Raw genomic sequence first — 24,988 nt, 5'->3', positions numbered from 1 at the left:
TCAATGGATTTGTTATATTGAACAATCTCTAGTCTTTAAATAAAAGTGGCGCTAATTCTTTGAAGCTGCGACGCCAGGTTAGAAATTCATGAGCTGTATTTTCAGAAATATAAGAAACAGCATTGTATCCGGCATCTTTCAGCGTTTTTACTGCAGCCTGCACAGATTCAGGTCTTTCACGGCTACCACAGCTTATAAAAATCAGCTTAATCTTTGATTTATCTTTAATTTCCTCAGGTTTATAAATTCCTCCGCTTAAAAGCGCATAATGAGAAAAAACATTGGGTTTATTGACTGTGATGCTATGCGTTTCCATTCCTCCCATTGATAAGCCCGCCATTGCTCGATTTGACTGATTAGAAAGCGTTCTGAAATTTAAATCAACATAGGGGATTAGCTCTTCTACAAGGACAGTCTGAAATGGTTCTATCCTGAAACTTGCCAGACCGCCGTATTTAACCTCATTTGTCATACCGTATGTCATGACGATAATAAATGGTTTTATTTTGCCCCTTGCAATCAAATTATCCATAATTAAATTGACACGTCCCTGATTGCTCCAGGCCGTTTCATCTTCTCCCATCCATGCTGTAAATACAAAACCGGATATTTACTTGTCTTATCTTTATGATAATCCGGTGGCGTATACACAAAAGCCCTGCGTGATGTATTGGTGCTTTTTGAGGGAAAAAAAATCTGCTGTAAATTTCCGTGCGGAACATCTTTGAGCGCATAAAAATCCTGATCATGGGCTGGTATTTCGATACCGCTTTCCCAACGAGTTGAACCATAAAAATTGAGTGCGCCCGGATCGTTGAAAATACCGCCATCGATGGTGAGATGATAATAGTGAAAACCTTCATCCAGTGAACCAGCTGTTGTACCCCTCCAGTAACCATCCTGCTCTTTTATAAGAACCGTTCCTCCTTTTGCTCCCCCCAGTCCCAGACTTATTACAACAGACTTAGCGTCGGGAGCCAAAATTTGAAATCGCGCATAACCCTGAGAATTCACTTTTGGATATTCCTGTCCTGGCTGATTAACTGCTGATGGTTTAAAATCTTCTATAATAGAAGCTGGACTTGTCTGCGCAAAACCTACGACACCTGATAAAATCAACGCCCCTAAAAGAACAATTGTATACTGTTTCATATTTTTTTTTTAAAAAATTATTTTACTTCCGGAACTATAATTTGATATTTTCCGCTAAGATGCATAAGACTAAAGAGATACATGAGTCCGTCATAGTAAGGATCAAAATAACCGTCATCATATGGTTCGAGTTTTACATTCCAGACAGCATGAACAAAATCCATACTCTCTTTATCTTGATTGACTAATGATGCAGTTGCCGCTGTTGATACTAAACCTATCGAGTGTCTGAGTTTCTTGACCGGACCGGCCTGAAGAATAAAATCAGGAGTAGAACCGTCCAGATTAAATTGATCCTTATAAGTATCTAATCCCTTAGACCTAAGGAAATATTGAAATCTTTTAGCATAATCTTCCTGCCATTTTTGATCTTTTCCGTACCAGGTATAATCCATAGCTATATTCATAGGAACACGCCAGGAATCATAGCGAAATGCAGGAGGCATCCAAGGTGTGGGATGCGGTTCGCCATTAAATTCCGAATAATCTGAAGTCAGCCCCGTTAAAGGATGGCAGGCTTTATGCAGAAAATCACGAGAAACATCGGCACATTCTTTATAAAACTTCTCATGTCCATCTTTAGCATACAACACCCATATTTCGTAAAATGCAGGAACATGATAGGACGGATCTGTCCAGTGGTATCCACCTCCTTCAGGTACAAAAGAGATCTGTTTATGTTCAGTATTTATAATATTATGTACATTGGCAGTCCCATCTTTTTCCCACATGGCATCCAATATTCTTCTGGCTTCTTTGTAGTAATTTACTCCTGTAGCATTGCCCCACTTATTAGATGCAAAAAGCAGGCTGGTTATATAATACAATTCTCCGTCTGAGGCAGAACCGGGAGAATTTTGTATCTTGGCTTGCGGATTCACACTCCATGCAAAATAACCTTCTCGTGGTCCGTTTTGATGCTGCATATATTTTACTGACCATCGCCATAGACGATCAAAAACTTCTTTTTTATTGAGCTGAACCGCTACCATCATTCCATAAGACATTCCTTCGGTACGGGCATCCTTATTTTTTACATCAGAAACATATCCTAGCGAATCGCCTTCTTCAAAATACACTCGATTGGGTCCTTCAAAAACATCATAATAAGCTTTGGCTAATTTCTTGTCTATTTCAATTTGGCTGTAACCTGCTTCCTTAAAAAGATTCCGGTAATAAGGTCTTTTATATTCTGATTTTTCTATTTTATTTTTATTTTGACTTATAACAAAAGCTGGAATAATTACCATAAAAAAAATCATTAAAAGTCGGATTTTAACCAGAGGTTCACTTAGTAAATTATTTATAACCATGTTTTTTTTTAATTGATTTAATTTTAAACTTTATTAAATTGTTTTTACTTGTTTACAAATCTGTATAAATTGTCTTTTTTTGTTGCAACATCAACCAATATTGTAGGCTTAAGTTCAAGTGGTTTTATATTAGATTTTTCAGAGATAACAGCTTTTGGTATTTGATCAACAAAATAAAAGGGGTTAGGATTTTCTCCTTTTGCCGCTGTCACTTTACCACCAGATTGTAGTATTAAATTATTAGGCATCCGTAGTCTTAAATTTCCTCCCAATTCTGATTTTACAATTAATTTAATAAGCTGATAATTTTCCCACTTCATTTCAACTATTTCGAATCCCCCCCTTACACGTATTCCTTTAATACTTCCTTCTTGCCAGAGATCCGGTAAGGCAGGAAGCAAATGAACAGCTCCATCAGAACTCTGCACAAGCATTTCGGTTATCCCGGAAGTGCATCCAAAGTTTCCATCAATTTGAAATGGAGGATGAGCATCAAAAAGATTATTATAAGTACCTCCGCCTTCTATATTTACTCCCAGAGGAGTGAGTTGGTTTTTTATAAGCAAATAAGCATGATTCCCGTCTTGCAGTTTAGCCCACCAATTGATTTTCCAGCCCATACTCCAACCTGTTGAAACATCTCCGCGTTGCATTAAAGTATTCTTCGAAGCCGCAAATAACTCAGGTGTTTTATAAGCTCCTATTTGATTGGAAGGAAATAATCCATACAAATGAGACACGTGCCGATGATGATCTTCAGGGTCATCAATATCATCAAGCCATTCCTGAAGCTGATTGTATTTCCCTACTTTCATTGGTGGGAGTTGACTGCGTAGCTGTTGTAAAGTATCAACAAAAACAGCATCTTCTTTTAAAATTGCTGCTGCCCGAATTGCAGTTGTAAAAACATCATAAACAATTTGATTATCCATCGTAGTTCCTGCATCAAGCGATGAACCATTATGAGCCTTCGGTGCATTTTCAGGTGAATTTCCCGGATTCACTACAAGCCATTTATACAAAGGATGCTCTACAAGAAAATCTACGTAAAATAATGCCGCTCCTTTTAATATTGGATAAATAGATTTTAAAAATTCTTTATCACCTGTATAAAGATAATGCTCCCATAGGTGTTGGCTTGCCCACCCACCGCCAGCAGTCCATAATCCCCAAAAAGCACCATCTACGGCACCAGTAGAACGCCAGATATCTGTATTGTGGTGTGCCATCCATCCTCTTGCACCATACATGGTTCTGGCTGTTTCCTGTCCCGTTGCTGCCAGATCTTTTACCATCTCTAAAAAAGGCTCATGCAACTCTGAAAGATTCGTTTTTTCTGCTGGCCAATAATTCATTTGGGCATTTATATTGATTGTATATTTACTATCCCAGGCAGGATTAAGATTATTGTTCCAAATACCCTGCAGATTGGCTGGCTGGCCTCCAGGCTGAGAGGAAGATATGAGCAGGTAACGGCCGTACTGATAATATAATGTCACAAATTGCGGATCATTTGTGTCTCTAAAATTTTTCAACCTTACATCAGTAGGTAAATCATTTTGAGGAGTTTGTCCTAAATTAAATTTAACACGATTAAAATATTGTTGATAGGCTACGATGTGAGATTTTTTAATTCTTTCATAAGATTTACTAAAAGCCCTATCCATATAGTCAGCAGCTTTTTTGTCTTGATTGCCACTAACATCATGATAATTATTAAAATTGGTAGCTATCGATACATAAATAGTAACTTCATCTGCATCTTTTACAATAAGCGAACTATCAGTTTGTTCTAATTTTCCTTTATCTAACTTTATTCGGGTTATTCCTTTAAAGTTAATCGCCCCCTTTACTCCTTCATGGTCGCTGGAAGTGCCGGTAATCTCAAGATCATTTGAAGTACTTACAGCAAAATTATTTACTTTATGAGGTGTACTATAATTTGCAGTAAAAGAAATACTTGCTTTTTTATCTGCTGTCAGATGAATTACAACTACCCGTTCTGAAAAACAGACAAAAGCCTCCCGGGTATAACTAACATCATTAACCTTATAGCTGGTTTTTGAAATTGCCTTTTCTATATCAAGTTCCCGTCTGTAATTAGAATACTTTTGATGACCTTCAAAATTTAGATTAAGATTTCCCACTGGTTGAAATATTTGTCCCTGTGATTTCTTAGAAATAAAAGTCTGATCTGCTAATTTTTCAGCTTCTTTATGTTTTCCTTCAAAAATCATATTCCTGATTTTTGGCAAAGCTGCCAAGGCATCCGCATTATCATTTCTATTGGGGCCACCACTCCAGACCGTATTTTCATTTAACTGTATAACTTCATGCTCAACATTGCCATAGACCATGGCACCCAAAAACCCATTACCAATAGGAAGGGCATTTTCCCATACATTACCTGATGGTTCATTGTACCAAAGCTTTAGATTCGGATTATCCTGTGAAAATCCGATAAGGAATAAAAGGAATAAGAGCATTGAAAATATTTTTTTCATAATCTATAAATAATTTTTGATCTAATATATTTTGAGCATATGACTCCTTCAAATAGGCCAGGAAAATGCAGCATTTTGCCAATCTTTTAAAATAATGGAAATCGAATTCTAAATAGCTCTAATTCAAAACTAATGAAAAAGCCGAAAGGAATTTAACTTCCGCCTTTTGCTGTAAAAAACTAGTCCTAACCTATAGTTATAAACTACCCTTCTTTAAAAACATTTCCAAGACTAACTTAACAAGTGTGTTTAATACAAATATAAAAAAAATATCAAAAGAACAATCGGTTGTTTAATTTTTAAATAAACATTTTATCAAAAAAAGCACAAATAAAAAACATTATATCTATTTTTAAAGCCAAAAAAATAGACTAAACACACCTAACCAACTTCATTATAAAGTGATTTTTGTAGCTACAATTGGTTGATTTAGCTTAGAACAGGACAGGGAAGAATATGTAAACTGGTCCCTATTTATGTCATTTTTCAGATTAACAATACCTGGTTAAAGAATCATTAAAAGAGTACTTTTCTTTTGCTAATCCTTCATTAAACAATCAAGGAATTATTTCTTTATCGGGGGAAAAATTAGGCATAAATGGGCTTGCTGTCATACCATCTAATGTATTTTAAACAACCATCAATAAATAATATAGATCTAAATAAGAATAATGAAAAGTTTTTCTCAAGATAATAAATTGCCATAGCAATTTATATAATAGATTTACTAAACTAAATGATGCTTCAAATGAACTATTAAAGGCTTCAAAAATGATAATCGCTTTTGAGATTTCAAACTATTTTTACTCTTTTGATTTTGCAAATGTTGAAATACAAATTGAGGGTTTCATTTTTTTTTGATAAACAATCAGTCAAAATATTTTTAAAGTAAAACAATAGGTAGAAAAAGAACAAAACAACCAGTATACATTATGAGTAATACATCGCAAAAACTTTCTGTGCTAGAAAAAATAGGCTACGGTTTAGGTGATTTTGCAGCTAATTTGATTTTTCAAACCCTGCTGACTTTTTTGGCCTTCTTTTATACAGATGTTTATAAAATTCCTGCCGGAACAGCTAGTATAATTATTTTTGTTGGTGGCTTTATTGGTGCTTTTTTTAATATCATTATGGGAGTTATTGCTGATCGTACTCAGTCGCGCTGGGGGAAGTTCAGACCCTGGATATTATGGACAGCTTTACCTTTCGGAATTGCTTCTGTGCTCTCTTTTTTAACTCCTGATTTTGGAACAAACGGTAAGATCATCTATACCTTGCTGACTTACTTTTTTTTGGTCCTGATATATTCAGCCAATAATTTACCTTATGTGGCCTTAAGTGGTGTATTGACTGGCGACATGAAAGAGCGAAACAGCCTTTCTTCCTATCGTTTTGTAGCTGTTATGATAGCCCAATTTATAATTCAGTCCCTTTTGTTACCATTGGTTCTAATTTTGGGACATGGTAATAAAGCAATTGGTTTTAAAAATACGATGATACTGTTTGCTGTAGTTGGAGTGATTTGCTTACTCATTACTTTTTTTACAACCAGAGAACGAATTATACCTACAAAGAATCAGGAATCTTCAGTTAAGCAGGATTTTATTGATTTATCTAAAAACGGACCGTGGCTGGTGATGTTACTAGTTACCATTCTGGTTTTTATAACCTTGTCGTTAAAAGGGGGAATGTATGTTTTCTACTTTAAATATTATTTAGATCCAGCTGCTCAAACTGAATTTTTGAATGATATTGGTTTTACTTCACTCGTTAATGGACTGAATAATTCCTTAACAGCAATGGGATTTGTAGATTTTCAGTGGCCAAAAGACGTTCCTACTTCAGCATTTAGCCTCTTTAATGCCGGAGGAATTATTTTCATGATCTTTGGGATTATTTCTTCCAGATCGCTTGCCGATTCCTTTGGTAAAAGAAACATTTACATCCTCTTTATTTTCTTATCCGCTATTAGTTTACTGGTTTTTAATTTATACAGCAGAACAGCTATTGCGCTGGTTTTTATAACCCAGTTACTGCATGGATTTATTTACGGAATCACGATTCCGCTATTGTGGGCTATGATGGCTGATGTAGCTGATTACAGCGAATGGAAGAACAATCGAAGAGCAACTGCCACTGTTTTTTCGGCTATGCTTTTTGGATTAAAAATAGGGATAAGTATTGGTGGTGCATTAGGCGCTGCTTTTCTATCTAAATATGGCTACGTAGCCGAAGAGGTCAATCAGGTACCAGCAGCAGTAGAAGGAATCAAACTTTCTATAAGTATCTATCCTGGCTTTATATTTATCATAAGTGCAGTTCTTTTGTGCTTTTATGTAATAGATAAAAAATTAGAAATTCAGATTGAAAAAGATTTAAATGAAAGAAGGAATAATGAGAAAAAAACGAAGGGTTAAATTAGAATAAAACTTAACTTTTAAATTAATTTTCAAATTAAGATAGAGTGTAAAACCAGCTTTATAATTCCTCTCTCTACCAGTAAAGAACACACACAATACCTTTTTTAAAACTTAAAAATTGTCATTATTATGTATTCTTTTGAAAAACAAATAATTGGTTTTGGATTTAATATTATATATTTAATTTTAATTTACTAATCATTTTATAATGTCCCAAAAAAAATATTTTAGAGTCAGCGTCATATTATTTTTTATAATAAATAATTTGTTTTCTCAAAATACATTTGAAAACTATCAATTTCGGTTACTCACTAATGAGACTTCAAAGAGCGGCATTTATACCATTACACAGGATCAATTTGGCGTTATGTGGTATGGAACAAATGGTGCAGGCTTATATAAATATGATGGTATAAATTATGAAGCGTACGAGCAAAACTCCAAGCTTCGTAATTCTATTAATAGCAATTTAATTTACGCTACTTACGTCGATAAACACAACCGGTTGTGGGTAGGGACTGATGAAGGCTTATGTCTTTACAATCGGAATTTAAATACTTTTGAAAGTATTGATATTCAAAAAAAAATCAAAAAAGAAACGGTCATTTCTGTTAAAAGTATTATAGAGGACAATCTGGGTAATCTATATTTAGGAACATTCAATAGCGGTTTACTCAGGCTCAATATAAAATCACGAGAAATCACTAAAATTAAGCCAGAGGTTCCCAATACTACAAATTACCTTATTAACTGCCTGGTAAAAGACAAAAGAGGAATTATTTATTTGGGTACTACCTTCGGTTTAAAAGTAGTTGACCCAATAAAAAATGAGATTACAAAAGTAAACATCTACAAAGACACTGAATTGCGCTCTTCAACTATCATTTCGATGTTTTTTGACAGTAATCAAAACTTGTGGATTGGAAATGGATTCAAAGGTCTTCTTAAAGTAGACTTATATTCTAAAAAAAAACAGGTTGTTTCTTATCCCATTACAAAAAAAAGGATTATGTCGATTCTGGCTACAGATACTAAAACGATTCTTTGTGCTACAGAAAATGACGGTTTAATTGTTGTGAACGATCAGGGTATTGTTCAAAAAAAATATGTAAACAACAAATTCAATATCCGTAGTTTAAGTTCTAATTCTGTCTGGTCTTTATTTTTAGACAAAGAAAATAGAATTTGGCTGGGGTATTACAACAAGGGTTTAGGAATTTTTGATAAAACAGACAGTAAGGTAAGCGTAATCGAAAGTTTACCCGGAAACTCCCAATCATTACAAACCAATTGTGTTACCAGTGTTGCAAAAGATCATCAGGGCCAGTTATGGATTTCTATGGAAGGCGGCGGTGTCGATATTTATAACCCTGAGAACAAAATATTTGGGCATATTACAAAATCGAATAACAGTTTTTATTCCGGATTAACCAATGATAATATCACAAATGTTTTTATTGATAAAAAGCAGAATATCTGGTTATCCAGCTGGAATGAGGGGATTTTTCTTTTAAAGAAAGGAAGCAGAAACTTTATTAATTACAACACAAAAAATACAACTGATTTGACCTCAGACAATATTATGAGTATTGATGAAGACTCGCAAGGTGTGATTTGGATAGGAACCTTTTCAAAAGGCCTTCATTATTATACTCCTTCAGATGGTAGTTTTCATCATTGTAATGCCAAACCTTTTTATAGAAATGGAATAGTCAATTTAGACATTAGAAAGGTAATGGTAGATTCTGATGATGCAGTCTGGATTGGTTCAACAACGGGTTTATACAAGGTCACAACAAACGATTACGTTTCTTTTTCAGTAATTTCTTTTCGGGATAAAATGTCCGAAAAACTTAAAAATCATAAAAGCACACATACCATTAATACGTTATATGAATCCGGAAACAAAGAAATCTGGATTGGTACTGATGGAGCCGGATTATTCAGCTACAATAAAAAAACAGATTTACTCAAGTGGTATATCAATTTTGAAGGGCTTCGTGAAAAATCAATTTCGTCGATTGTAGAATCTAATGATCACGACATTTGGTTAAGCGGAAAGAAAGGTATCACAAAACTAAATTTAAAAAACAAGACTGCCATAAATTACTCCACCTATGACGGCTTACCGGGAAATGACTTCAATAATAATGCTGTTCTTAAAGATGAAAACGGATTACTCTATTTTGGAAGTTATGAAGGTTTAAACTACCTCAATCCTGCAAATTTAGTAAAAAGTAAAAAACAGCTTCCAATTTATTTAAGTGATCTGAAAATTTTTAATAAGTCAATTGGCCCGCTTGAAGAAAACTCACCTTTAATAAAAGTAATATCAGAAACAAAAAAAATAATCCTCAAACATGATCAGTCTGTATTTACAATTGATTTTATTGCCATTAACTATTCTTTTCCGGCCAGAAATGAATTTGCTTATTATCTGGAAGGTTTCGAGGATTCATGGAATTACGTTGGTAATAAACGCTCGGCAACTTATACGAACTTAGCCCCGGGCCACTATGTTTTCAAGGTTAAAGCAGCCGAAAAAAATGGAGTCTGGAGCCAACCATTAGAACTAAAAATAGAAGTTTTACCCCCTTGGTGGAAAACATCTTTTGCTTATCTCTTTTATGCCCTACTACTATTGGCTGCGGTACATTTTGGTAATCAATACTATCAAAATCGTTTTAAACAAAAGCAAATTATACAATTTGAAAAACAGAAAGCCATTCAAATTGAAAAGTTAAATAATAAAAAATTACAATTTTTCACCAATATCTCACATGAGTTCAGGACTCCCCTGACTTTGATTTTAAATCCTTTAGCAGATATAATTAAAAATAATAGTCCAGATTTATCAGGCACTGTATTACATAAACTGCAGACCATTCAGAAAAGTTCTGAAAGGCTTTCGAGATTAATCAATGAGTTAATGGATTTTAATCAACTGCAGTTTAATAAAATGCCCCTTCAATTACAGCTAATTGAGGTAATTGATTTTACAAAAGAAATTGTGAGTTATTTTGACGAAGAAGCATTAAGCCGGGGAATTAAGCTCGGTTTTGAGTCTGACACATCAGCATTAAAAGACTGGATAGATCCCAAAATGTTTGAAAAAATTATTTTTAATCTTATTGCCAATGCTTTTAAAGTTACACCAGATAATGGGATAATAAAAATCAAAATAGTAGTTAATGAAGAATTAAGAAATTTTCCGCTAATAAATTCCACCAGTATTAATTCTTACTTTATGGTTATTGTTGAAGACACAGGAACGGGATTAGATAAAAAAGATATTAAACGAATCTTTGACCGTTTCTATCAGGTAAATAATTTAAATAAAACTTATTACGGAAGTACAGGAATAGGATTGGAAGTGGTGCGTGGATTCGTAGAATTACATAAAGGAATAATTGAAGTAGAAAGTGAACTGGGCATCGGCACTATTTTTAAACTATTGTTTCCTATCGGAAAGGAATTTTTTAATGAAAACGAAATACTAATTGAAGAATTTAAAAACGAGAAAAAAATAAGCTTTACGCCTATTGAGGAAAAAGCATCAATACCATCACAGGATAACCAGGAGAAACAAGATAGGGTTCATACCATTTTGATCGTGGAAGACAATGTAGAACTTCGAAATTATCTAAAAAACGAACTCAAAAAAGAATATAAAGTTATAACAGCAGAAAACGGTCAGGTTGGTTTACAACTAGCTTTACAAAAACTGCCTGACTTAATATTAACAGATGTAATTATGCCGGTCATGAATGGTTTAGAATTGTGCAAAAACATTAAAGCTGATTTAAAAACGAGCCATATTCCTTTAATGATGCTATCTGCAAAAGCCTTAATTAAAGATAAATTAGAAGGGATTGACTCTGGTGCAGATTTATATTTGAGTAAACCTTTTGATATGGATATTTTAAGATCCAGCCTGGTCCAGCTCATTAACAGCAGGCAAATTATGTTTAATAAATTTTATAACGGAATTACTCCAAAAGCAAAAGAAAAAACAACCACTTTAGATAATGAATTTATAAAAAACATTCTGAATTACATTACTGAAAACATAAGTAAACCGGAGTTAAGTGTTGAAGTTTTGGCATCGAAAGTATTTTTAAGCAGAAGCCAATTGTATCGAAAAACTAAAACACTTACAGGAGTAACTGTAACTGAATTTATTCGTAATGTTCGTTTAGAAAAAGCGAAAGAATTAATAGAACTCGGTAATGACACCATAACCGAAATCAGTTTTAAGGTTGGTTTTAGTTCTCCTTCTTATTTCACAAAATGCTATAAAGAAAAATACGGATACTTGCCCACCCAAAATAACAAACAATAAAATTTTAAAGAAATATCAAAGACGGTTTATACCGTCTTTTTTTTGCTTCATAAATAACTAAACTTCTTCTTCAGTTTCAAAAATTTGAGTTTTCGAGATTAATGCCATTATTTAATTAAAAAAATAATCAGGCTGCTTTTTGCATTTAAATCAACTTCACTTTTCCTGGAACTAATCATTAAATCAACACAAATAGTCTTTCTTTTTTATAAATAATAAAAAAACTATATACAGAAAATATTAATATTTTTTTTGACTTATTAATTTTAAATAAACGATAAAATACATAATACTACACTATTATAAACTTTATGCTACAAATTTTATAATTTTTGCTACAAATTTGGTATGTGAATTTTATGTTAACATTATACTTTTGACCTAACACGATCAACTAAACTTAAACACTATTATTAACAATTTAAAACCCTTTAAAGTATGAACTGAAAACCAAAAATAATATAGTTAAAAGCTCCTTTTTTTTTATTAAAATTTTAGACGATTCTTCTTAGTAGTAGTACTTAAAAAAAATTATAAAAAGCAAATGAGCTAAAATTATAATTATTATAATAACTAAACTTTACAACCTAACAAACTATTTAAACTAATCAAAAAACCAAATTAAAATGATGTTAAAATTTAAATTTGCAATAATCGCATTGCTAATAATTAGCAGTCAGAATATAATGGCGCAATCAAAGACGGTACAGGGGGTGATTACTGATCCTTCGGGATTTCCTTTGCCTGGTGCGGGTGTTAATGTAGAAGGTTCAAAAAATAGCGCCTCAACAGATTTTGATGGTAAATACTCTTTAAAAGGAGTTAATCCTACAGACAAAATAACATACTCTTATGTAGGCCTGATTTCGCAGACCATAACTGTCGGTACCAGAACTACAATTGATGTTGTATTAGCGTTATCCACCCAAACCTTAAACGAGGTTATAGTAGGTTACGGAACTCAAAAGAGAACAAAAGTAACCGGAGCAATCTCAACAGTAAGCTCAAAAGATATTGCAGCAGTGCCTATTACTAATGCAGAATCAGCTTTACAGGGTAGAGCTGCGGGTGTTACTGTTGTAAATGGTGCTCCGGGTTCTAATCCTACAGTTACGATTAGAGGTTTGGCTACCATGGGAAACAGTGCTCCTTTATATGTAATTGATGGTGTGTTGACCAGTAATTTATCCGGATTAAGTCCTAATGATATAGAGTCAATGTCTGTTTTAAAAGATGCTTCAACAACGGCTTTATATGGTTCAAAAGCTTTTAACGGAGTAATTATGGTAACGACTAAAAAAGGAAAAAAAGGCCCGGGTCAGCTAAATTTTAGCACTTACATAGGATCACAGACTATTACCAAAAGATATAATGTTTTAAATACACAACAATATCTTCAATATGCTAAAGATTTAGGAAGTGATTTAACAGCAAGAGCTGCTGAATTTGGAAATATAAATACCAATTGGCAAGACCAAATCTTTCAAAGTGGTTTGATGCAGGATTATAATTTGAGTTTTTCAAATGGTACCGAGACATCTACAAGCCGTTATTCTGCCGAATATTTAAAGCAGGAAGGAGCTGTTATCAATACAGGTTTTGAACGCTATTCTTTTAGAGCTAATAATACACAGGATATAGGAAAACTTAAAGTAGGAAGTAATATTGGGATCTCTTTTAGTACAATCAATCCCGAGCGTAGTTCGGGAGGAAGAACACTATTGGAACATGCTATTAAAATGGCACCTTATTTACCTATTTACAATGATACAAATTTAGGCGGATATCAAGGACCAAGTGCTGTTGACGGTAATGACGCCGAAAACCCTGTAAGAGTAGCAAATTTAGGATATCAAAAAATTAATAATTTATCTATCATAGGAAATATTTACGCTGAGTTAGAAATTTATAAAGGCTTAAAATTCAGATCGCAGGTTTCATTAGATTACTACACGGGTAAAGATCATACGTTTGTTCCTAGTTATAGCGATGGTTCCTATCATAAACAAGCCTATTCGACCACTAATGAAACAAATACTCAGGGACAAACCATTGTTTTTGATAATAGCTTAACCTATAAAACCACTATTGCTGCTAAACATAACATTGAAGTATTGGGGGTTATCACTAAAATTGATGGAAAATCACAAAATTTAGTAGCCGGAAGCCGTTATAATATTTCAGATGAAATAGATCAGCTGAGATACAATGAAGGAAGCTTGAGTTCTGCTAACTATGTTGAAAAAAATATTGGATATATTGCCCGTATCAACTACGATTACGATGATAAATACATATTTGCTGTTTCAGGACGTAGGGATGCCTCTTCCCGTTTTGGTGCAAACAACCGCTGGGGGAACTTCTACTCAGTTGCAGTAGGATGGAATATAGCCAAGGAAAGTTTTATGGCAAACTCTGTTTTTAGTACCTTAAAACTTAGGGCCAGTACAGGAACAACAGGAAATGACAGAATAGATAATTATCAATATGCCGCTACATTACTTGCTGATTATAATTATCCTATTAATGGAGGAAATGCTCCAGGTGTTTCTCTTGGAGTTGCCTCTAATCCTGATTTAAAATGGGAGTCTAAAAATGACCGAAACATAGGTTTGGATTTTGGTTTGTTTGACGAGAAATTTACCGGATCGTTTGAATATTTCAATAATAAAAGCAGTGATATTCTTTTTGCTGTTCCATTACCTGCCTCTGTAGGATCTGCCGGTGGCGGAACTCAGATTCAAAATATTGCCGATGTAAAAGTAACAGGTTATGAAATATCATTAGGTTATAATGATAGAAAAGGAGATTTTACATGGTCAGCCATCGCTAATTTAGGAACAAGTAAAAATGAAGTAACAAGTTTAGCACCGGGAGTGACTAGTGTATTGGGCGGCCCAACTGCAAGAGCTGGTTTAGAAAACTTCTCAAGACTTGAAGTAGGTCAGCCATTATTCTATTTTTACGGGTACCAAACCAATGGAATTTATCAAAATCAGGCAGAAGTAGATGCTGTTTTTGGCCCGGGACAGACTATTGTGAAACCAGGTGATATTAAAATTGTTGACCGTGATGGCAATAAAGTAATCAACTCAGATGACAAAACAAATATCGGGAATCCTTATCCGGATTTCACCTATGGTTTAAACCTTACGGCAGCCTATAAAAAGTTCGATTTCAACTGTTTCATAACAGGAGTTCAGGGTAACGACATTTATAATGCCAACACCTTTGATTTAAAAGGAATGAATCGTTTGTTTAATGCCAGTACAGATGTTTTAGACAGAGCAAATGTTGTAAACGGTGTAGTGACTAATCCATCTGCTACTTTACCCAGAGCTCAGGGTGCAGATGTAAACTGGTCAACAGCTAATCAGCGTTATATAGAAGATGGTTCTTATACCAGATTAAAAAATGTTACTATAGGATACACCCTATCAGGAGAAACATTCGGCAGCCATTTTTCAAATATAAGATTCTATGTAAGCGGACAAAACCTTATTACAATTACGAAATATTCCGGTCTGGATCCTGAAATTGCACGTGCAGATACTAACGCAAATTCCGCAGGTATTGACTTGGGGAGATATCCACAGCCTAAATCAGTAATTTTTGGACTTGATGTTAAATTTTAATATATAAGATGATGAAAAAAATAAAATATATAGTTGCAGCAATGTTCGGAATTTTAGTTATCAATTCATGCGACACGGCAGATTTAGAATTAACTAATCCAAACACGTTATCGCCCGATACTTTCTTTAAAACAGCAGCGCAGGTTGAATCTTCTGTAAATGCAGCCTATGCAAATTTGCAGACAAGAGGACTTTATGCACGAAATTTTTCCTTGCAATGGATTTAATGGGACAGGATGCTGCAGGAAATCCACAATTAGAGGGAAATAAAAAGCCTTTTCAGGATTTTTCTTTTAATGCAGGCAATGATATTATTCAGTACTATTGGGAATCCTGTTATTTAGGGATATCAAGGGCTAATTTTGTTTTAGATAATGAAGCAAAAATTAATGCTTTACCAGGTGCCGTACTTTCACAAGAGCAAAAAAATAAATTTTTAGGAGAAGCCCACTTTTTAAGAGCGTATTATTATTTTCTTTTAGTGACGTTTTGGTGATTTACCAATTTATAAAACAGGAACTATCATAGGTGCCGCAAGAAGTCCTAAAGCAGAAGCTTATGATTTGATTAGAGCAGATTTTGAATTTGCTTCTCAAAATTTATTATCCAAAAGTGCTGAAGTAGTTGGAAGAGCAACCAAAGAAGCTGCTTATGCCTATTTGGGTAAAGTACTTTTATACCAAAAGAATATGGATGAAGCTTAGTTGCCTTTAATGGTGTTACAGGGTTTAGTCTTGAAGATAAAGGTAATTTTTATAATAACTTTATGGACGAAACTGAACATGGTAAAGAATCAATTTTTGAAATTGAAATTTAATGAAAACAACGGAACAGGTAATAAATGGGATGATGCTGGTAATAGTGGCGGAACTGGATTTGCCGAATCAACGCTTAGAGGTCAGGAATATGGCAATTTAAGCTGGTACAATGTCTATCCGCCAGACAATTTGTTAAACTCATTTGAGGCAGGAGATTTGCGTTTTGGAGATACTTTTTATGTACCAGGCTCTAAATATTTAAACGGAACCCGTACTATGACAGCGCAAAACTTTAGTACATCAGCAGGTATTAGAAATGCAGGCTGGAAAAAATACCAAAACTATTATAAAAGAGAGGATGAAGCTACACAGTCAAGTATAAATTTCAAAGTTATGCGTTATTCAGATGTATTGCTTATGAAAGCAGAATGTGAAAACCAAAGAGCAGGAGGTTCTCAAACAACTGCCATAGCGTATATCAAAGAAGTTAGAGACCGCGCAGGTTTAACAACTACTATTGCCCCAACAAAAGAGGCTGTTTTTACCGCAATTGTTCATGAACGTAAAGTAGAATTTGCCGGCGAGCAAAGCCGATTTGATGACATTATAAGATGGGGTAACGCCAGTACAGAATTAGCAGGCACTGGTTTTCAGGCTGGTAAAAGCGAATTATGGCCAATACCAAACAGGGAAACATCTTCAAATCCTAATATAAAATCAAGTGATAATAACCCGGGTTATTAAGGAATTAAATTTTGGTAGTTTAAGTTAGTAATTTGGTCAAACAGCGCATGAGAATGCGCTGTTTTTCAATATAATAACATTTGTTATACTGGCGAGAGTTTCCATAATAAATTTTAGACCTTTTTTCAACTTACTCAAATTATTGCACCTGTTTTATTTGTCAGTTCTGATAATCAATCCAGAAAAAAAATCATATACTATTTTTTTTTACTTTAGTCGTAATTGAATAACTACAAATTACAGACCCAGCTATTGTCCTAAAGATAACATTGCGTCAAACTGCAAAAACAATTAAATACCAATGAAAAAAAAACACTTTCTTACTATTTATTTTATTGTCGATATCTTTCTTAAACCCTACCGCTGCCCAAACTACTGCCGTAGAAAATCTAATTCCACCTGAAATAGAAAACCCCGAATTACTTGGTATAAACAAAGAAGCCTATCACGCTACATTAATGCCCTATGGCAGCCTCCAGGAAGCTTTGACTGCCAAGCGACATGCTTCCTCATTTTGCAAAAGTCTAAATGGGGATTGGAAATTTAACTGGGTTAACACACCGGAAAAACGACCTGCGGATTTTTATGAGCCTGATTATGATGTTTCCAGCTGGAAAGAAATTACTGTTCCCTCTAACTGGGAGGTGCAAGGTTACGGGACACCGTTTTACAGAAACTTAGGTTATACCATCAAAAAAGATTATCCACATGTGATGAGTGAGCCTGATAAATCTTATACAGCATATAATGAGCGAAACCCTGTGGGAAGTTATCGCAGGGAATTTTCTATTCCTGAACAATGGATAGGGCGCCGTAATTTTATTACATTTGATGGTGTGGATAGTGCATTTTTTTTATGGGTAAATGGTAAAAAAGTAGGTTTTAGCGTAAATAGCCGTAATGCCGCCGAGTTTGACCTAACCCGATATCTGCAGCCTGGTAAAAACATGATTGCTGTAGAGGTATATCAATATAGTTCCGGTACGTGGCTGGAAGACCAGGATATGTGGCGTCTACACGGAATTTTTCGCAATGTAACGCTCTGGAGCGCCCCACAAGTACATATTCGCGATTTTTTTGTAAAAACAGATTTAGATAGAGACTATAAAAATGCAACATTGGATGTATCTGCTAAAATTAAAAATTATAGTGACAAAACTACCAAAGCACAAAAATTTACCGTAACACTTTACGACAACCAAAACAAAGAAATAGCCAGAGGCAATACCACGGGAAATATAATTAAACCCAATAACGAAGAATTATTAAATGTAAAAATCAAGATAGATAATCCGTTAAAATGGACTGCTGAAACCCCTAATCTGTACACCGTTGTATTGACCAGTTCAGAAGGCGAAATAATATCGTCAAAAATAGGTTTTCGGAAAGTAGAAATCAACGGAAGAATTTTCATGGCAAATGGAGTACCAATCAAATTGAAAGGCGTAAACCGTCATGAGCATTGGTCCGATGTAGGTCATGCCGTAACTGAAGAACAGATGATTCGTGATTTGGAAGTAATTAAACAAGGAAATTGTAATCACATCCGCACCAGTCATTATTCAAATGATCCACGCTGGTATGAGCTTTGTGACGAATGGGGAATTTGGCTGGTTGCTGAAGCCAATATGGAATACCATGGTTATGATACCCGATTTGATGAAGAACCAACAATAAAAGCAGCTATTATTGATCGCAATGTGGCCAATGTTGAGAATTTCAAAAACCATCCATCGGTGATTATCTGGTCGCTTGGAAATGAAGGCGGCGGCATCAGTACGAATCTCAAGGCTGCTATGTCTGCTGTTAAGGCTATCGACTCTACTCGTTTTGTTCACTACGAAAGATTTGGAAGCGGTAAAAATAATCCTGCCGACCTGGATGGCCGTATGTATGGCAGTGCAGCAGATTATGTTGATATGGCCAGAAATTGGGGTTTGACTAAACCACTTTATATCTGTGAGTTTGTTCATGCTATGTTTAATTCTATGGGCTCTCTTGAACAATACTCTAAAGCTTTTGATCAAAATCCTGAAATTTTGGGTGGTGCTATCTGGGAGTTCCAGGATCAGGCATTATTGAACAAGCGCGATCCGAACCACCCAATCTTAGCCTATGGAGGAGGTTTTGGCGAATATCCAAATGATCATTATTTCATTCATAAAGGAGTGGTTTCTTACGATCGTGCAACCGAAGGAAACAATGTAAAGCCACATTATCCTGAAATGAAAAAAGCATTTCAATGGGTCGATACCGAACTAACGGATCCTGCTAATGGCGGTCTTAAAATTAAGAACAAATACCAATTTATTTCCCTTGATGGTTTTGAGCTCCTTTGGAGTCTAAGCGAAAACGGGCAGGAAATTGATAATGGTAAAACTGAAATCCGTCCTACATGGGGAGAAAAAAGAGTTTTTGCAGCAAATATTCCTTATAAAATAGAGCATCCAAAAGCAGGCGCTAAATACTATTTGCGCGTTTCATACCGCTTAAAAGAAAAAACACTTTGGGCTCATAAAGGTTTTGAAGTTGCAACAGAGCAGTTTTTACTTCCTGTAAACACATTTTCTGTAGAAGAATTAAAAGTCACTCAGCCTGTAAAACTAGCTCAAAACCAGCAATCAGCCGTGATTTCCGGAAAAGACTTTTCTGTAAGTTTTGATAAAAAAACGGGGTTTATAAATCAGCTGACAAAAAAGGGAATTAATATTTTAGCTTCAGATGGTTCACCTAAACTGCACTTATGGCGCGCCTCTCACCGTAACGACGATGATTGGGCTTACCAGCAATGGCAAAAGTACGGAGTAACGACACTTGAATATAAAGTAGTTAATTTTAAAGTAGAAGTCATTGATAAAGCCTGCGTGAAAGTAACTTCTGTAACAAAAGCAGATGGTAAAGAAGGTTTTGGCGTTTATCATACAGCAACTTATACCATTAAAGGCGATGGGTCAATAAAAGTTGATAATCAGGTTCATTTTATTGGTTTAAGTATCAACTTAGCCCGAATTGGTGTGCGGATGTTACTCGACAAAAAGCTTGATCACATGACTTTTTTAGGTCGCGGGCCATCCGAGAATTATTCCGATCGCAAGAGTTCTGCCCATGTTGGCCTGTACGAATTGGGTGTAAATGAACAATATGAATATGAAAAACCGATGGAACACGGTAACCATGAAGAAGTCAGTTGGGCAAAACTAAGCGGTAAAGATATGCCCTGGGTGATGGTGAAAGCGGATGAAAAATTGATGCAGGTTTCTGCTCTTCCCCATACCGATGAGCAAATGTATCCAGTAGAATATAAAATTGACTTACCTCCCAGTACCTCAACTGTGTTCTGTCTTTCAACTAAAACACTAGGCGTAGGATCGGCTAGCTGTGGTCCAAGACCACTTGAGCAATATCAGGTTTTTGCCCTCCCAACTTCATTTACATATACATTATGCTTGTTTTAATCTGTAAATTTGATTGAACATGAATACTATTAATTACTAAATAAGCTCAAATAATGATTACTCAAAATTTGTCCATACTACTTTCATGATCTTTATAAATGATAGACTGCAGTACATTATATTCTAAAAACCTAAAGCCTGTAGACAGACTTTAGGTTTTTTTATATTATACTCTTTTCTATTTAAATTTTATTTCTATTTTTTTACCATTGTAGGCAACATCTTTCCTTACACCTGAGGGCAGAACAATAGTAAATTTTCTATTTTGGAGCATTCCCTTATAAGCCCCTCTTCGGCTGGATATGGTAAGCTTTTTTACTGAATCATTCCACAAAAACGCTATTTCAGTGTACGCTCCTTTTTCATAATTATAGTTATCAAACTCATCTTCATATAATACAAATGATCCATCACAACCCGGATATACCCTCACTTCAAGGTTGTCCCATTTTTTTTCGGCAGCATATTGCACCTGTGGCCCTAATGGCAGTATAGAACCTGCCCTGATGTAAAGCGGAATCATATCAATAGTGGTTTTCCTTGTAATTTCCTGCCCTCCTTTAAAATTTTCATTGGTCCAAAAGTCATACCAATTAGTACCTGATGGGAGATATACCTGCGTCGTTTTTTCAGTGGTAAAGTCTATCGCGGCTTCATCTTTTCCTGCTTTATTTCCCTGTTTGTTCCATCCGCTTTGTTCATCGACTTTTACTACAGTTTCAGAAGTATATTGGGCTTTTACTACAGGAGCTATCAATATTGATTTTCCAAACATATACTCATTATTGATATCCCATACTTTTTTATCGTTTACAAAGTCCATAAATAGAGCACGCATAAAAGTAGATTGGTTCGCACTAACATCCCAAGAAGTCGAATATATATAAGGCAGAAGCGTGTAACGCAAATTAATAAATTTATCAATGGCATCAAATATAGGTTCTCCTTTTTTCCCAAACTGATAAATTTCCCTAGGTACATCTGTACCATGTGAACGCATCATGGGATTAAAAGTCCCAAATTGTATCCAGCGGACATATAATTCCTGATATAGCGGATTTTTAGCCCCGGAACCAGTATATCTTCCTTTATTATAAACCCCGGCGAAAAAACCTCCTATGTCTGAATTCCAATGTGGTATTCCGGTCAATGAAAAATTTAATCCCGCAGGTATTTGATTTCGGAGTGTTTCCCAGCTCGAGCCGGTATCACCCGACCACGTATTGGCACCATAACGCTGCTGGCCTGCAAATGCAGAACGGGTAAGAATAAATACACGCTTATCTGATGTAGTCATACGCTGATGGTCATAAACCCCTCCAACTGTCATAAGCGGAAAAGCATTACGCACTTTACGAAAGGAACCCAAGAAAGTTTTTGTATCATAATCCGAGGGTTTTACCTGTAGATGGTCGGGTTCGGTTGAATCCATCCACCAGCCGTCTATCCCTTTAGAAAAAAGTCCATCATTGGCATATTTCCAGTAAATATCGCGCGCTTCAGGGTTATAGGCATCATAGACCCTTACCCCGGAAGGATAATCCATATTGGGAGGCCACTGCTCTAAACCTGATTCGGGCCAGGTAGCAATATTGAAAAGCATTCCTTTTTTATCCATATCACGATACGGCTTAGATTTCGGCCCAAATGAAGCCCAGATCGAAATTATCAAATGTGCATTTTGAGCATGTACATCTTCAGCCATTTTTTTCCCGTCAGGAAAATCGGGATTCAAAAAATCCATGGCATTCCACAGATAGTTATTTCCCCAATATTGCCAGTCCTGTATAATGCCATCGAGTGGTACACCCAATTCCCGGTATCTTTTTACTACATTTACCAGTTCGTCCTGACTCTTATATCGCTCTTTACTTTGCCAAAAGCCATAGGTCCACAAGGGAAACATAGGAACCTTACCTGTAAGTTCGCGCATATCGGCTATTACGCCATCAGCACTTCCCCCATACATAAAATAGTAGTCTACTCCGTCGCCCACCTGGGAATTAAAAGAAGTCTCTGTGGCATTATCTGTAAACTCTGTTGGAGAATAATTATCCCAAAACAGACCATAACCTTTTACCGATTGAAAAAAGGTTATAGCATCTTCTACATTACCCTGTTCCAGATGATATTTCTGATTTCGTTGATTAAGATCTCCTCTCTGATGCTGTCCTAGTCCATAAATGGTTTCATCATTATCGAGACTAAAAGATTGATAAACATTGTAACTGGCAGCACCGGTATCATCGAATGGGGTGAATTTTGTGCCGTTAACCTTTTCTTTTAATAGCCCCTGGCCAGAAACGGAAGAAAACTCAATGCTCCCATCAGTAAGATCAACAGTAACCGTTACTTTATTGGATTTCAGCGTTACTATAGTGCCATTTTGCTTGGTTGTAAAAGCAGTTTTTGATGGCTGCATTATTACTGATAGACTTTCTTTTAAGAATATTTTGTCATTAGGCACTTTAATAACCCTAACTATTGAAGGCGAATAGAACCGTACTTCTACATTACTGCCGTCGACACTGGCTTTCACTCCCAGTTTAGTCTTCTGAAAAGACTGTGCAAGTCCGTTTACGGACAGCACCAGAAGAACGAGCATAAAACAAATTCGTTTCATATTTATAAATGGATTAGTTTTTTGTTTTTAATTTTCTAAAACTAATACCTTTTATAATTGGTATAGTTTTAAAAATTTCAGAAATATTAAATTTTTATCGGTTGCTCCTTTATGACGGCAATAATTTAGAGCTAATTCAATAGCAGCATTCCTCCATTACAAGGAATTGCTATTTCAATTTCATGACTATTTTTAAGCTTCATTGTTTTTACAGTTCCCTTTAAATGGTCATCATCAAGGTAACATCTTAAAGTTTCCCCTGAAGCAATCATTGGCAGCTTGATTTTTAATTTTACCGTTTCTTTTTGAGCATTCACTCCTGCTATGTACCACTTAACTCCTTTTCGGCGGGCAAGCACTACAAATTTACCGGGATAACCTTCTAAAAAACGAACTTCATCCCAAGTCGTGGGAACTTCTTTCATAAAGTTTATAGCCCAGGCAGGAGCATCGATTAAATTATTTGGTGCCAATGCAAAATGCTGTACACCGCTTTGAAAAAGCACCGCGGTGGCTAAGGCAAATACATCAGAAGTTATACGTTTTGAACCTTTATTGGGCTCATTTTCACTGTTATAAAACTGATTTAAAGCACTTCCTCCAAAGTCCATACTTCCGACCGTATTTCGAATAAAAGGGTGTGTTGCAGCATTAACAGCTTCGTTATCACAGCTTTTTTGTCCAAAATGCAGATTTTCACTTGCCAGGACAGCTTCACTAGAGGCAAAATTTGGATACATACGTTCCCATCCCCTCGGTAAGGTACAACCATGAAAAACAACCATTAGTCCAAAATCATTAGCATCTGTCAGGATCTCTTCATATAATTTCATGGTTACTTGTTTATCTCCCCCAAAAAAATCAACTTTAATTCCTTTTATACCGATACTTTTCATCCATGCCATTTCCTGACGACGCAGTATTACATTATCCATCATTCCACGTGGTCCTTGGGGTGCGTCATTCCAATATCCATTCGAGTTGTACCATAAATACAAACCTACCCCTTTTGCTTCTCCAAATCGGGCCAGTTCAGCAATTTTATCTTTTCCTATCTGAGTATCCCAAAGTGCATCAATTAAAATAGTCTGGTATCCCATCGCCGCACTGAAATCTATATATTGTTTTTGAACCGGAAAAGTGGTGTTGTTATCCATTTTGATAATCCAGCTCCATGAACCTTTAGTATATTGGTACTCCTTAGAGGCTTTATATTTTGGTTTAACCAAATCAAAAGGGATAGTAGTTTCTACAACAGGAGCCAAGGTTTCTCCAATAGTAATGGTGCGCCATGGAGTTTCACCAAATAGTGATATCCCCGGAGCAGTTGTGCCGTTTCCGTTGTTTTCTCCTTCCATTGGAAATCCTATCGTATACAGTCCTTTATCGTGACCAATTAACCTGCTGCCAGAATAACCACTGTCTACGCCGGTTTCTGAGATTAAAACCCATCCTTGATTATTTACTTTAAAAAGGCATGGAAAGGTATACCCTTCTCCTATTCCGTTCTTTCCCATTGGAGCATCTAGTGTATAGGATGTTTCATAACTTGGCGCAGTTCTGGCAAATCCTGTCATGGGTTTGCTTTGCGGGCAAAGAAATGTAGTGGTACCATCCGGTAAAACAAAACCAGATGCTTCTTCCTGCACCACACAGGAGCGGGCTTCTTTTTGAGGATATACTTTATATTTAAAAGCTGCATTATTATTACTTACTCTAAATATGACATCAATAGCTTCTTTCCCTCCTTTAGTAAAAGAAAATACAGCCTCATTAGCTGCATAATGCACGCTTTGCTGTTTTATATTAGGAAGCTGATAGATTTCTTCAATATTTTTTTGATGTACATTGGCCTGCAAAATTAATCCTGTGGTAAAATCCCCAACATTTGTTTTTAAACCAAGGGGAGAATTTTTCAGGAAAATTTTCCCGTTATAGGAAACACTGTATACCGGCATATTATTATCTACAGCCAAAACTACTATGAGCTTTCCATCTGGACTTTTCACCACTGATTGTGCATTTAATTTCAAAAAACTAAA

14 protein-coding genes are annotated in these 24,988 nt (G+C 35.4%); 8 read left to right on the top strand and 6 right to left on the bottom strand.

All coding sequences use genetic code 11. The features are described from left to right. Positions 1-28 precede the first annotated feature (28 nt). From QLQ94_RS10780 to QLQ94_RS10765, 4 genes are all read right to left on the bottom strand, one after another. Entirely contained in the window at positions 29-583 is a 555-nt protein-coding gene (locus QLQ94_RS10780) for an alpha/beta hydrolase (protein ID WP_482499731.1), read from the bottom strand. Continuing rightward, positions 535-1,152 (bottom strand): hypothetical protein, encoded by a 618-nt coding sequence (locus QLQ94_RS10775; protein WP_482499729.1) that lies wholly within the window; start codon positions 1,150-1,152, stop codon positions 535-537. The genes QLQ94_RS10780 and QLQ94_RS10775 overlap by 49 nt, the downstream gene beginning before the upstream one ends. 17 nt (positions 1,153-1,169) lie before the next feature. Further along, positions 1,170-2,414: a family 8 glycosyl hydrolase gene (locus QLQ94_RS10770; protein WP_482499728.1), complete on the bottom strand. Its 1,245-nt coding sequence runs from the start codon at positions 2,412-2,414 to the stop codon at positions 1,170-1,172. A 95-nt stretch (positions 2,415-2,509) separates the two neighbouring features. Then, positions 2,510-4,969 carry a glycoside hydrolase family 95 protein gene (locus tag QLQ94_RS10765; RefSeq protein ID WP_271336447.1) on the bottom strand — a complete coding sequence of 820 codons (2,460 nt, stop codon included), beginning with the start codon at positions 4,967-4,969 and terminating at the stop codon, positions 2,510-2,512. A gap of 932 nt (positions 4,970-5,901) precedes the next feature. Between QLQ94_RS10765 and QLQ94_RS10760 the strand changes: the two genes are divergently transcribed. The 8 genes from QLQ94_RS10760 to QLQ94_RS10725 all read left to right on the top strand — a co-directional run bounded on the left by QLQ94_RS10760 (position 5,902) and on the right by QLQ94_RS10725 (position 20,323). Further along, entirely contained in the window at positions 5,902-7,386 is a 1,485-nt protein-coding gene (locus tag QLQ94_RS10760) for an MFS transporter (protein WP_271336448.1), read from the top strand. A gap of 211 nt (positions 7,387-7,597) precedes the next feature. Next, positions 7,598-11,731, top strand: a complete 4,134-nt coding sequence (locus QLQ94_RS10755) for a hybrid sensor histidine kinase/response regulator (RefSeq protein WP_482499725.1) — start codon at positions 7,598-7,600, stop codon at positions 11,729-11,731. A gap of 626 nt (positions 11,732-12,357) precedes the next feature. Continuing rightward, positions 12,358-15,366: a SusC/RagA family TonB-linked outer membrane protein gene (locus tag QLQ94_RS10750; RefSeq protein ID WP_271336450.1), complete on the top strand. Its 3,009-nt coding sequence runs from the start codon at positions 12,358-12,360 to the stop codon at positions 15,364-15,366. Positions 15,367-15,374: 8 nt separating this feature from the next. After that, positions 15,375-15,593 carry a hypothetical protein gene (locus QLQ94_RS10745; protein WP_482499723.1) on the top strand — a complete coding sequence of 73 codons (219 nt, stop codon included), beginning with the start codon at positions 15,375-15,377 and terminating at the stop codon, positions 15,591-15,593. After that, positions 15,584-15,862, top strand: a complete 279-nt coding sequence (locus QLQ94_RS10740) for a RagB/SusD family nutrient uptake outer membrane protein (protein WP_482499722.1) — start codon at positions 15,584-15,586, stop codon at positions 15,860-15,862. The genes QLQ94_RS10745 and QLQ94_RS10740 overlap by 10 nt, the downstream gene beginning before the upstream one ends. A gap of 7 nt (positions 15,863-15,869) precedes the next feature. Beyond that, complete coding sequence (locus QLQ94_RS10735) at positions 15,870-16,070, top strand: hypothetical protein (protein WP_482499964.1); 201 nt, start codon at positions 15,870-15,872, stop codon at positions 16,068-16,070. A gap of 78 nt (positions 16,071-16,148) precedes the next feature. Continuing rightward, a complete protein-coding gene (locus QLQ94_RS10730; protein WP_482499720.1) occupies positions 16,149-16,868 on the top strand; it encodes a RagB/SusD family nutrient uptake outer membrane protein in 720 nt (239 codons plus the stop codon). A 335-nt stretch (positions 16,869-17,203) separates the two neighbouring features. After that, entirely contained in the window at positions 17,204-20,323 is a 3,120-nt protein-coding gene (locus tag QLQ94_RS10725; protein WP_482499718.1) for a glycoside hydrolase family 2 TIM barrel-domain containing protein, read from the top strand. Between the two features lie 178 nt (positions 20,324-20,501). Here the strand turns inward: QLQ94_RS10725 and QLQ94_RS10720 are convergent, their stop codons facing one another. Beyond that, positions 20,502-22,946, bottom strand: coding sequence for a glycoside hydrolase family 31 protein (locus QLQ94_RS10720; protein WP_271336453.1), 2,445 nt, complete (start codon positions 22,944-22,946; stop codon positions 20,502-20,504). A gap of 131 nt (positions 22,947-23,077) precedes the next feature. Beyond that, complete coding sequence (locus QLQ94_RS10715; RefSeq protein ID WP_482499716.1) at positions 23,078-24,958, bottom strand: glycoside hydrolase family 97 protein; 1,881 nt, start codon at positions 24,956-24,958, stop codon at positions 23,078-23,080. Positions 24,959-24,988: the final 30 nt, after the last annotated feature.

It is taken from the genome of Flavobacterium sp. B114r (genome assembly GCF_056824125.1).
Note: the sequence above shows the minus strand (reverse complement) of the source record. Positions and strands in the feature narration are given on the sequence as shown.

Bases quoted from the DNA above. Each gene is read 5' to 3' on its own strand.
- QLQ94_RS10765 (WP_271336447.1), bottom strand. From the start codon at position 4,969: ATGAAAAAAATATTTTCAATGCTCTTATTCCTTTTATTCCTTATCGGA.
- QLQ94_RS10750 (WP_271336450.1), top strand. From the start codon at position 12,358: ATGATGTTAAAATTTAAATTTGCAATAATCGCATTGCTAATAATTAGC.
- QLQ94_RS10770 (WP_482499728.1), bottom strand. From the start codon at position 2,414: ATGATTTTTTTTATGGTAATTATTCCAGCTTTTGTTATAAGTCAAAAT.
- QLQ94_RS10745 (WP_482499723.1), top strand. From the start codon at position 15,375: ATGATGAAAAAAATAAAATATATAGTTGCAGCAATGTTCGGAATTTTA.
- QLQ94_RS10720 (WP_271336453.1), bottom strand. From the start codon at position 22,946: ATGAAACGAATTTGTTTTATGCTCGTTCTTCTGGTGCTGTCCGTAAAC.
- QLQ94_RS10740 (WP_482499722.1), top strand. From the start codon at position 15,584: ATGGATTTAATGGGACAGGATGCTGCAGGAAATCCACAATTAGAGGGA.
- QLQ94_RS10775 (WP_482499729.1), bottom strand. From the start codon at position 1,152: ATGAAACAGTATACAATTGTTCTTTTAGGGGCGTTGATTTTATCAGGT.
- QLQ94_RS10760 (WP_271336448.1), top strand. From the start codon at position 5,902: ATGAGTAATACATCGCAAAAACTTTCTGTGCTAGAAAAAATAGGCTAC.
- QLQ94_RS10780 (WP_482499731.1), bottom strand. From the start codon at position 583: ATGGGAGAAGATGAAACGGCCTGGAGCAATCAGGGACGTGTCAATTTA.
- QLQ94_RS10755 (WP_482499725.1), top strand. From the start codon at position 7,598: ATGTCCCAAAAAAAATATTTTAGAGTCAGCGTCATATTATTTTTTATA.
- QLQ94_RS10730 (WP_482499720.1), top strand. From the start codon at position 16,149: ATGGTAAAGAATCAATTTTTGAAATTGAAATTTAATGAAAACAACGGA.